Here is a 6,658-nt window from a genome sequence, read left to right as displayed (position 1 = left end):
CTTTAAATTTTCAAAATAAGAGTGTTCTAAAAGCTTACTGCCAGCCAGCTTTTCCTCCTTTTGCTCCAAAGAAGGAAGCAGAAAATCAGCTACAATAGAAAAACGACCACTTAAAAAAAGAACCCAACTCCCCGTTAAAGCTAAACCTAATAATACAGCCAAAGTACTAAGAAAAAATTTACGCCGACGCATTTTGAAACATTATTTTTCTATATTATCCCCTATTTTAAAAAAAATGTTTTCCACAGCTTAAAGGCCAACTCTTTTTTTAAGCCAACGCGGGATATCCAAGATTAAAACCCTTTCCTGCTTCATGGTTTTTAAATCACGAATAGTCACTTTTTTATCACCCAAAGAATCAAAGTCAATAGTTAAACAATAAGGGGTTCCGATTTCGTCCTGACGACGATACCTGCGGCCAATAGAACCTGACTCATCATAAAAAACATTGAAATCTTTCTGTAGTTTTTTATAGATTTTACGCGCCAATTCAACTAACTCCTCTTTTTTAACCAAAGGAAAAATAGCTGCTTTATAAGGAGAAAGTCTGGGATCCAGCTTGAGCACAATCTCTTTTTCCCCTTTGCCGGAACGACCTTGAGAAAACTCCTCATAACCTTCACAAAATAAAGCCAAAATAGTCCTATCAATACCTAATGTTGGTTCTATTACCCAAGGGTAGTACTTTTTCTTTTTTTCTTCATCGTAATAACGCAAATCCTTGCCAGAAACTTGGCTGTGGCGACGCAAATCAAAATCAGTCCTGTTGGCTATACCGGCTAACTCAGCCCAACCAAAAGGAAACTTATACTCAATATCTACAGTAGCTTTAGAATAATGGGACAGCTCTTCTTTTTTATGGGCCCGCAAACGCAAATTTTTTTCACTTAAACCAAGACTAACAAAAAACTCTTTCCATTCTTTTACCCAAAATTTAAACCACTTTTCTCCCCCTTTTTCATTTGGAGGAATAAAAAACTCAATCTCCCCTTGTTCAAACTCACGGGAACGAAAAATAAAGTTTTTAGGCGTTATCTCATTGCGAAAAGATTTGCCAATTTGCGCCAAACCAAAAGGAATTTTGACCCTCATCGTATCCAGCACATTTTTAAAGTTTACAAACATTCCCTGCGCAGTTTCAGGCCTTAAAAAAGTAAGGTGGCCAGCATCCTCAACAGGCCCAAAATAAGTTTTAAACATTAAATTAAACTTCTTGGGCAAACTCAGCTCTCCGCCGCAAGAAAGACACTTATTATCTTTTATTTCATCAATGCGAAAACGCTGATGGCACTTTTTACACTCTACCATCAAATCAACAAAGTTGGCTTCATGCCCTGAGGCCTGCCAAACCGCTCTTGCCATTAGAATACCGGCGTCAATCCCTAAGATATCTTCCCGTTGGTGAACAAAGCGACGCCAAAACAATCTTTTTAGATTATTTTTTACCTCTACTCCTAAAGGGCCCCAGTCATAAACCCCTCCGGCGCCGCCATAGATTTCAGAGCTTTGGTAAATAAACCCTCTTTTTTTTGCCAACTCAACAAGCGGTTCTAATGAGGTTAATTCAGACATAAAAATTTTATTTAGATAAACTGACTAAATTTTAAACCCTTTTTTGCCTTTGGACAAGTTGACTTGCCGGAAAAAAACATTTAAAACAGAACTTTCTTTGTCTGTAACCCTCAGCCATTGAGCAGTAATTCGCATAAAATCCAAGAATTTTTCCAAAGGGTACTTTTCAAGCAGTTCTTTATAAGGCAGTTCTAAAAGATCGCGCAAAAAACGTTTTTCAATTTGAAAACCATCCAGCTTGCCGCCAGCATCAAGCAAACCTTCTAAATAAAACAAACGCGCTATAAAGCCGCAAAACACCACCTCTATTTTTTCTGAAGGGATCTCTTTTAAAGAACGCAAAAGATTAAACCAAAGCCAAAAGACTTTTTCTGTATCAACTTTGACAACCAAAAGTGTAATTTCTGCCAAAGCTTTAAGGCAAAGGATTTTTAGCAAAGAGTTGCGCAAATAAATAGGCCTTTTGATTAATTTGGCACCAACAAGAACTAGATTTTTACCTTCTACAATTTCCCATTCAGCAAAATCAAAAAGCTCAACCGCACCTTTAAGCTTGGCTTTGGCCTTTAAAACGCCTTTGGCTTTAATCTTAAAAACCCCTTTTTTAGTCAAAAAATCAAGCACTAGGTCTGTTTGGTATTCACGGCGTCCTAAAACAATCCCTCGCAGGCGCCTAAAAGCAGGCATAAATAGATATTAGATTAGCGTTGGCACTTGGGGCAATAAAAAGAACTCCTTCCCCCTAAAACAATTTTTTTAATTCTGGCTCCACACAGATGACACCTTTTCCCTGCACGCTGATAAACCATTACCTTTTTCATAAAACTCCCTTTTGCCCCAAAAAGATCAACATAAGTATTCTCACTTGCACCTTTTAAGGCAATACCTTCTTTTATTACTTTTCTAACAGATTCCACTAGTTGTTTTGTCTCTCTTTTTGTCAGGGTATTGGCTGGGCGCTGGGGCCTAACCTTTGCCCAAAACAAAGCTTCATTGGCATAAATGTTGCCTACCCCAGCAATTTTGCGCTGGTCCATTAAAACTATTTTGACAGGTCGCTTTGTTTTTTCTAAAACCTGTTGCAAAAAATCAGAATTAAACCCTTTATCCAAAGGTTCCAAACCTAAATTTTTAATTTCTGGAGTTTCCTTAAGGTTTTTAGTAGCCACCAGTTTTAAATAGCCAAACTTTCTCAAGTCACTAAAGTAAAGTTTGCCTTTGTTAAGATAAAAAATCAAACGCGTATACTTATTGGGCATTTCTAAAAAACCTTTTTTAAAATCTCTGGCAAACTTTTTCCTGCCTTCATAAACCAGCTGACCAGTCATTTTTAAATGCACAAGAATACTTTTTTTAGATATAAGATCAATTACCAAAATTTTGCCAAAACGCCTCACTCCTTTGATGCTACCCTTTAAATCCTCAAACTTTCTTTTTTGGCTTTTAACTGGTTTGGGATCTAAAACTTTAACTCTTTTAATTTTTAAACCTTTTAGTACTTCTTGGGCTTCTCTCCTTATTGTTTCCACTTCTGGTAATTCAGGCATATTTTTATTTTCCTCTCCTAAACTTCCTCACTATCCACCCAAAGTATTTATTCAGGACTTTAAGGATAAATCTATCAAGTGATTATTTTCTGCTCCTGCTCTATAATTTTTGTTATAACTTCTGTAAAAGACTGCTAACAAGAAAATAAGCGAGAACGAAAAAAACTCCAAGACCCAAAAGGATAATAGAGGAAACACCAACCATCATCCCCAAAGTCCCAAATAATGCTCCGGTAATATAAAAACCAAGCGTGCCCAAACCAAGCAAACCTATCATAAAAACTACCAATATTGAAGAGATGGCACCAATAGCCGGATAAGAAGTAACCCCCAAAATAGGCAAACAGACATTAAAAACTAAAGCAATAGCTACCGACAAAAACCACACTATTCCAATGTAAGCAAATCTTGCCTTAAGTCGCCCTTCAAAACGTTGCCAACCCCTATAACAATAATAAAGAATATATAAAGTGCTTAAAACAAGAAAAATAGCCAGAAAAATCATCAGAGGGCCAACAGACATTTCAGCAGTGCCGGGGTTATTACTAATCAAATTAGTAGGGACCAAAGCGAAATTGATAAACGCCATTACTGACAATAACCATAATATCTTGTTATTCTTAAAATCTTGCCAAAAATTCTCTGTCTGTAGAGAAACAACATAAAAAAGCATTCCTAGTATGGCTATAATAGAACAAGCGTAAGTAAGGCGATCAAGCACAAGATTAAATATTTGGTTTTGGGTAAACTGCCCCAAAATAACCCCCATAGCTAATGCCCACCCCGCAGTACCAAAGGAAAGTATAAAGAAAAAGAAGCTCTCCAAGTTGCGACGACGAAACAAAACATAAACTCCAAATGAAAAATTCAAAATACCGGTAATTAATAAGGCGAGAACCGGAAGGTTATCAAACAAAGAAGCCATTATATATTTTTTATTTTACAAAATAGACTATTTTAACACAACAAAGCTTTTTCTTACTTTTTCCTTGGGTCATTTTATTCACACTCTCATTTTTTCTTTATTTCTTAAAAAACAACCATTCTTTATCCCTAAAACCTGCTGGCTTTAACAAAACATAAACGCCTCGTAATCTGCGACCTTTTAATTTTACCTCTATCAACTCTGGAGACCAACGCAATACTTTATAACTTCCCTTATCCCAAATTACCACTTTTCCCGCTCCGTACTCTCCTTCAGGAATTCTGCCTTCAAAATCTTTATAAGCATAAGGGTGATCTTCTGTCTGCATCGCTAAGCGTTTGACTCCCGGCTTTTGGGGCGGCTCTTTGGGAATAGCCCAACTTTTCAAAACCCAACCTTCTTTCTTTGGATAAGCCAATCTAAAATCCCAATGCCGGTGGCTGGCAAAGTGTTTTTGAATTACAAAAACCCTCTTGCCTTTCTTTGCTGCTGAAAAAGGTTCTGGAGTCCTGCCTTTTTTTCTCTTGTGTTTATACTCTTCTAAAACCATCTAAAATAAAGTGACTTGCTCTTCTTTTTTTGGTTGTATTTTAACTTTAATCTCACCAAACTGGCCATCAAAACCTGCCTTTCTCTCAACCTCACCTTGACGCATAGACAATACTGCCTCTGCCAAATCTTCTCCTCCTGTTCTAAGCAAGTCTTTTTCTTTTGCTTCTAAAAGAAACTGGATCTCTGGCATCTGCCTAACAACCTGCTCGTATCTCTCTTTGACTCGTCTGGAAGAAACCCCCACCCCTTCTATCTGAGCAATTAGCTCTTTTAAGGGAATAGCGTAGGAAAAATCAGCACCTTCTGGAGGCAGAGGTTTTTTGCTGTCAGCTAAACTATCTACTCGATGAAGCACCCCTATGGTTAAAGGTTTTTTACATTTAGGACAAATACCATCAATTTTTTTAGTTTCTGAAGGCTCAAAACTAACCTCACATTTACGATGCCCATCTAAATGATATTTACCCTCTTCAGGATAAAACTCTACTGTAGAGATCTTGCCCAAATCAGAAACATAACCCTGTTTAAGAATCCGAGCAAAAAGAGGAAAGGTGAGTTTTTCTTCTGTATCTATTACTGTCAGCTCCCGCCCCACCTTATCAGGGGAATGAGCATCAGAATTAGAAACCAAAACCCTTTCCCTTGCCTCCTTTACCCGCCAGTTCATTGGGGGATCAGAAGAAAGACCAGTTTCAAAAGCATATATTCTTTCTGCCAACTCCCCAAAAGCTTCCTTGATTGAATCAAATCCAGAATTAGCCCCATAGAGAGAAAACCAAGGTGTCCAAATGTGAGCTGGAATAATTAAGGCATCTTTATCTTTTTGCCAAATCAAATCACTGAGTTTTTTAACATCAACTCCTAAAATCGGTCTTCCGTCTGAACGCAAATTACCAAGCCAACCTAAAGCCAAATTAATCTTTTCCGCTTTTTCTAATGAAGAAGGTAAAACCAAAATATGAATCCGACGTCCTTTGCCTCCTTGAGAATAAATACAAGATATCTCTCCAGAAATAAAAAAAGAGGTTTTTGCCTGCGGATTAAGTTTATAAACTCCAGAATCTACCTCCTTGAGCTTTGATTTTAACTCTGCAAACCACTCTGGATGGGTAAAATCAGCAGTGCCAATAAAATGAATCCCTTTTTCTTCAGCCGCTTTTTCTAAGTGCTCCAAATCCATATCTCGGCTAACCGCACGGCTGTATTTGGAGTGAATGTGGAGATCTAAATAATATCTCATTAACAATTTATAACTCTGAAAATTATTTGCGATTTGCTTCGCTGACTACTGCCCAGATAAATAAAGCTGCAGAAACTATCATTAAAGCCAAACCCACAAAAAGACTAACCTCTAAAACTTTAAAAGTTTGTGTAGTTAAACCGGATACATCAGCAGAAACACCAAACAAACCTGCCATTCCTAACCCAACTAAAAAGGCACCTAAAAGAAAGGAAGCAATACCAGAGATAATTTTAAATCGCATATTATGCTTATTTTTCAATCTTTTTTCATTATATAAGAACAATTCTAAAAAACAAAAGTGTGGAAAAAATAAAAAGCCGGCACCGTCCTACTCTCCCCCGCCAACAAGCGAGGTACCATCGGCGCTGAGAGGCTTAACTGCCGTGTTCGGAATGGGAACGGGTGTGGCCCTCTCGCTATGGGCACCGGCAAAGATTCTTTAAATAGATGACCCAGCCCTACTCCCTTAGAGCAAAGCTAAGACTCATTAGGACTGCTTGGCTGAACTCTTTACAGAGCTTACACCTGCAGCCTATATACCCGGTAATCTTCCGGGGAGTCAAGATGCCTTATCTTGGGGTGGGCTTCCCGCTTATATGCTTTCAGCGGTTATCCCATCCGAACATAGCTACCCAGCGATGCCTGTGGATCAGACAGCTGGTACACCAGAGGTTCGGCCACTCCGGTCTTCTCATACTAGGAGCAGAACCCCTCAAGCATCAAACGCATGCGGCGGATTAGGACCGACCTGTCTCGCGACGGTCTGAACCCAGCTCGCGTACCGCTTTAATCGGCGAACAGCCGAACCCTTGGGACCGG

The 6,658-nt window shown here is 38.5% G+C and carries 8 protein-coding genes and 2 rRNA genes; all 10 read right to left on the bottom strand.

The features are described from left to right. On the bottom strand, positions 1–192 hold a 192-nt coding region (locus J7K05_02520; GenBank protein MCD6195041.1), incomplete at its 3' end, for a hypothetical protein. A gap of 57 nt (positions 193–249) precedes the next feature. After that, complete coding sequence (locus J7K05_02515) at positions 250–1,572, bottom strand: glycine--tRNA ligase (GenBank protein ID MCD6195040.1); 1,323 nt, start codon at positions 1,570–1,572, stop codon at positions 250–252. Between the two features lie 24 nt (positions 1,573–1,596). After that, positions 1,597–2,259, bottom strand: coding sequence for a recombination protein O N-terminal domain-containing protein (locus tag J7K05_02510; GenBank protein ID MCD6195039.1), 663 nt, complete (start codon positions 2,257–2,259; stop codon positions 1,597–1,599). Between the two features lie 14 nt (positions 2,260–2,273). Beyond that, positions 2,274–3,119 (bottom strand): bifunctional DNA-formamidopyrimidine glycosylase/DNA-(apurinic or apyrimidinic site) lyase, encoded by an 846-nt coding sequence (gene mutM / locus J7K05_02505; GenBank protein MCD6195038.1) that lies wholly within the window; start codon positions 3,117–3,119, stop codon positions 2,274–2,276. Positions 3,120–3,231: 112 nt separating this feature from the next. After that, positions 3,232–4,044, bottom strand: coding sequence for a hypothetical protein (locus J7K05_02500; GenBank protein ID MCD6195037.1), 813 nt, complete (start codon positions 4,042–4,044; stop codon positions 3,232–3,234). A gap of 97 nt (positions 4,045–4,141) precedes the next feature. Further along, complete coding sequence (locus tag J7K05_02495) at positions 4,142–4,594, bottom strand: 3'-phosphoesterase (GenBank protein MCD6195036.1); 453 nt, start codon at positions 4,592–4,594, stop codon at positions 4,142–4,144. Further along, on the bottom strand, positions 4,595–5,836 hold the full coding sequence (locus J7K05_02490; GenBank protein MCD6195035.1) for a DNA helicase UvrD: 1,242 nt from the start codon (positions 5,834–5,836) through the stop codon (positions 4,595–4,597). A 22-nt stretch (positions 5,837–5,858) separates the two neighbouring features. After that, complete coding sequence (locus J7K05_02485; protein MCD6195034.1) at positions 5,859–6,080, bottom strand: hypothetical protein; 222 nt, start codon at positions 6,078–6,080, stop codon at positions 5,859–5,861. Positions 6,081–6,154: 74 nt separating this feature from the next. Then, a 5S ribosomal RNA gene (gene rrf, locus J7K05_02480) occupies positions 6,155–6,269 on the bottom strand. 37 nt (positions 6,270–6,306) lie between these two features. Next, positions 6,307–6,658: ribosomal RNA gene (locus J7K05_02475) — 23S ribosomal RNA — on the bottom strand; the annotation flags it as partial.

The sequence above is a fragment of the bacterium genome (assembly GCA_021157605.1).
Lineage (GTDB): Bacteria > Patescibacteriota > UBA1384 > JAGGWG01 > JAGGWG01 > JAGGWG01.
The sequence above is the reverse complement of the archived record's forward strand: the minus strand, read 5'-3'. Positions and strand labels throughout refer to the sequence as shown.